Genomic DNA, 3,411 nt, shown 5'->3' on the forward strand with positions numbered 1-3,411 from the left:
GATGGCATTTTCATTCGAAATCCTTACAGCAGGGGCTTCACGACACAACAACTTGGCAATGCCATCCAGACGATCAAGCGCGCGTTTCACGGGATGCTGTTCAATGGCTTCAGGGCTGAGACCCAGAGCCGCCGCAAAGCCTGCGAAGTTCATCCGCGCGCCAAGGCTGCGGCGCTGAATCTGCTCGCGCATCTGAGCGATTTTCGCCTGAAGCTCCTCAGCCGACACCGTGGGCACGGGGGCCGGCGCAGGCGCGGCGGGCGCGACGCTTTCAACCACCGGTGCCGGGGGGGCCGCTTTGGGGCGAAGAGAGGCCGCCGCTTCGACCGCCGGGGCAAGATGCTCTTCCATGGTCGAGATCAGGGCATGAAGCTGCGCAGATTCCCCATCCAGCAGCGCACGCTCCAGCGTTTCGGCCGCCGTCTGCAGATCCGGAAGCTCGAGCGAGCCCGCAAGACCCTTCAGGGTATGGCTGACACGGCGGGCATCGGCCATGGCCCCTTGGGCGATCAGGCTGCGGATCTCATCACCGGCTCTGCCCTGGCTTTCCGCGAAATTCAGGATCAGACGGCGCAGAAGCGGGCGTTTGCCGTTCACCCGCTCAAGCGCGCGGGAGATGTTAAAAGGCGGCAGACGGTCGGGCAGCGCCTCCTCTGCCGCCGCGGCCTGTCCCTGAGCCGTGGGGGGCGATCCCGCCGGAGCGGCGCGGGCGCAGATATTCGGCCAGGGTGCGCACCAGAACTTTCGGGTCCACCGGCTTTGCGATGTGATCATTCATGCCGACATCAAGGCAGCGCTGACGCTCTTCGGCATAGGCATGGGCAGTCATGGCGATGATCGGCAGCTTCTCTGAAGACCAGGTTTCACGGATGCGGCGCGTGGCGTCCATACCGTCCATCACCGGCATCTGAATGTCCATCAGGACCGCCGCATAGCTGTCCCCCTCGCGCTCAATCTGGCGGCAGGCCAGCAGACCATTTTCTGCCACATCCACCAGAAGGCCCGCATCGGTCAGCAGTTCCGTGGCGATCTCGCGGTTGATCTCATTGTCCTCAACCAGCAGGACACGCAGCCCCTGAACAGAGGGCGGCACCTGCAGCACCGGACCCGATCTGCGCGGCGTGACCGGGGCGGTCTCCAGCGCGACATCCATCGGCGTCAGGAACAGCTCTTCGAGCGTCTCATGCAAGGCCCGGGTCTCAAGCGGCTTGGTCAGATAGGCCGAGACCCCGCTGCTGCCAACCTCAGCGGTGAATTCATCGCTGCCATAGGCCGTCAGAACCACCATCTTCGGCTTTTTCAGAATGCCCTTGTTTTCAGTGACCATACGGGCCGCCGCAAGACCGTCGATGCCGGGCATCTTCCAGTCCAGAAGCAGAAGATCGTAATCACGGCCGACCTCGCTTGCCGCCTCAAGGCTTGCGATGGCCTCCGCCGCAGAAGAGGCCGTGTCGACCTGAACCGACCATTCGGCAAAAAACTTCCCGGATGATCTGGCGCGAGGCCGGATTGTCGTCCACAGCCATGACCCGCAGGCGGCGCAGCGCCGGATGCAGGCTGGTCACCTCTGCCAGCTCGCCCGTGAATTTGTCGAATTCGGCCTGCAGCGAAAAGGTCGTCCCCGACCATTGCACCGAGCGCACCGAGATATCGCCACCCATCAGCTGAACGATCTGACGCGCGATCGCCAGACCAAGCCCGGTGCCGCCGAAGCGACGCGTCATGGTGTTGTCTGCCTGAGTGAAGGAGTTGAACAGCCGCTCCTGCTGCTCAGGGGTCATGCCGATGCCGGTGTCGATCACATCAAGACCCACGCGCACCCTGCTGTCGGTCTCTGAGATCATCCGCGTGCGCACGGTGACGCTTCCGACTTCGGTGAATTTCACCGCATTGCTGACAAGGTTCAGCACCACCTGACCAAAACGCAGCTCATCACCTGACAAAAGCGCGGGCACATTGCTGTCATGCTCCAGATGCAGGTTCACGCCTTTGATCTTGGCGTCGCCAATCACCATCTGCATCTGCTGCTCAATGGCCGCCCGCATGGAGAAGGGGCGGTGCTCAAGCTCAAGCTTGCCGGCCTCATTTTTGGAATAGTCGAGAATGTCATTGATCAGTCGCAGAAGCGCAGTGCCGGAGGCACTGATTTTGCTGACATAATCTTCCTGCTTGCTGTTGAGCTGGCTGCGCTGAAGCAGATGACAAAAGCCCAGGACCGCATTGAGAGGCGTGCGGATTTCATGGCTCATATTGGCGAGGAACATGGATTTCGTCGCGCTGGCCTGCTCCGCCTCGCGGCTGCGCTCTTCAAGGGCCGAGTTGCTGGCGCGGAGTTCCTGGCCGATCACCTCAACAGCGGCGAATTTCTCAACAACGGTCTCAGAAACCAGCACCAGAACCGCAGACTGAAAGGCCACGATCGCGCCATGCAGCAGAACCCGGGCGAGCGAGCCCGCTTCGGGGAAGACCGCAAAGGGCAGCAGATACAGCAGCAGAACGTGGTGCACCACGATCGTCCCGGCCGCGAAGAGGATCGCGCGGCGGTCAAACCAGCCGATGGTCAACGCCAGCATGGCGAAGAAATACATATGCATGTCCATCTGCCAGGGCAGGCCGCGCAGGATGAAGACCATCAGCGCGGGCACCGCCACCATACAGACCGCAGACATATACCGTGTGCTCAGCCGCGTGCCCGAGCGCAGCCAGGTGAGGTGATAGACAAGGGCAATGGCAATGGATGCCAGCACCGCATAAACCACATTGCGCTCTGCCAGAGAGGCCACGGCCCCCACCACCGGAACATGAGCCCAGAGCAGCCAGCCCAGCAGCGCGCCAAAACGGCGGCGCAAAGAAAAGAGTTCGGTCGTCATGCAGCGTCCCCTCGGCTCACATCGACGCCGCAGCCAAAGACCCGCGGCACAGGAAGCACCATCAGCGCCCCCGCTGCCCGCAGCCGGGCAGCAAAATCAGGCTTGTCCGAGACCGCCACCATCATATTCTCAAATCCGCCGGCGGCAGCAACCGCCCCATCCGCTGCCGCAATGGTCAGTAACAGATCGCGCGAGGCGGCGAAGGGGCTGCCGATGACCAGATATTCGCCCTCCGCCCGATCCGCGAAGAGCGAGACCCCCGCCAGGGTCGTCAGCCCCAGAAAGGCTGCCGTCAGCGCAGGCCAGACCGCACCACGCTCTTCCCGGGAAGAACAGTGCGGAGGTGCAGACCGGGCATCGGGGCCGGTTGCACCAGGCGGATCAGATGAAATTATCACGTTAAGGCAATGCTCTGATTAGCGATGGTCCGGTAATAGCACTCGTATCGAACAATGTGCCCGAGATGCGCCGGGATAAACAGGGATACGCCGCGCCTTGCCTGCAACCCGTATGGCCGTGGCTCGTGCACGGACAAGATCGC

3 protein-coding genes and 1 pseudogene are annotated in these 3,411 nt (G+C 62.3%); all 4 read right to left on the reverse strand.

What is annotated here, in order from left to right; genetic code table 11:
• Positions 1-774: Hpt domain-containing protein (locus tag EP867_RS19110; protein WP_164888967.1), on the reverse strand; the 774-nt coding region annotated here is incomplete at its 3' end.
• Positions 775-787: 13 nt separating this feature from the next.
• Positions 788-1,522, reverse strand: a pseudogene (locus EP867_RS20375) (response regulator); the annotation flags it as partial.
• Positions 1,413-2,870: an ATP-binding protein gene (locus EP867_RS19120; protein ID WP_128491029.1), complete on the reverse strand. Its 1,458-nt coding sequence runs from the start codon at positions 2,868-2,870 to the stop codon at positions 1,413-1,415. The gene EP867_RS19120 and the pseudogene EP867_RS20375, both read right to left, overlap by 110 nt.
• Positions 2,867-3,268, reverse strand: coding sequence for a hypothetical protein (locus EP867_RS19125; RefSeq protein WP_128491030.1), 402 nt, complete (start codon positions 3,266-3,268; stop codon positions 2,867-2,869). Before EP867_RS19125 ends, EP867_RS19120 begins: the two co-directional genes overlap by 4 nt.
• Between the last annotated feature and the right edge of the window lie 143 nt (positions 3,269-3,411).

This window comes from Falsigemmobacter intermedius (assembly GCF_004054105.1).
Taxonomy (GTDB): Bacteria; Pseudomonadota; Alphaproteobacteria; order Rhodobacterales; family Rhodobacteraceae; genus Wagnerdoeblera; species Wagnerdoeblera intermedia.